Source organism: Mesorhizobium sp. M8A.F.Ca.ET.161.01.1.1 (assembly GCF_004792105.1).
Lineage (GTDB): Bacteria > Pseudomonadota > Alphaproteobacteria > Rhizobiales > Rhizobiaceae > Mesorhizobium.
The window spans coordinates 1-285 of record NZ_SRTD01000479.1 but is presented as its reverse complement, the minus strand read 5'-3'; the positions used below and the strand labels follow the sequence as shown (position 1 = coordinate 285).

The 285-nt window shown below is 54.7% G+C and carries 1 protein-coding gene; it reads left to right on the top strand.

What is annotated here, in order from left to right; genetic code table 11:
- Positions 1 to 87: 87 nt before the first annotated feature.
- Positions 88 to 285: LysR family transcriptional regulator (locus tag EN804_RS36635; RefSeq protein WP_135922447.1), on the top strand; the 198-nt coding region annotated here is incomplete at its 3' end.

Genomic DNA, 285 nt, shown 5'->3' with positions numbered 1-285 from the left:
GCGACAAGATGACAATGCGCAAGCTGGGCAATTTCGATAAGCTATGCTTATATCGCATTACACCCGACAAAACAAAGAAATCTCCCGATGGATATTCGTCAACTCACGATATTCGTGGAAGCGGCAAGGGCGAGGAACTTTCGTGCCGCCGCCCTGCAGCTCGGCATTGCCCAGCCCGCCGTCACCCAGCGCATTCGACAGCTGGAGGAAAATCTGGGCTTCAAGCTCTTTCACCGCATCAATCGCGGTGTGGAACTTACCCCGGCCGGTCAGTCCATGCTCATC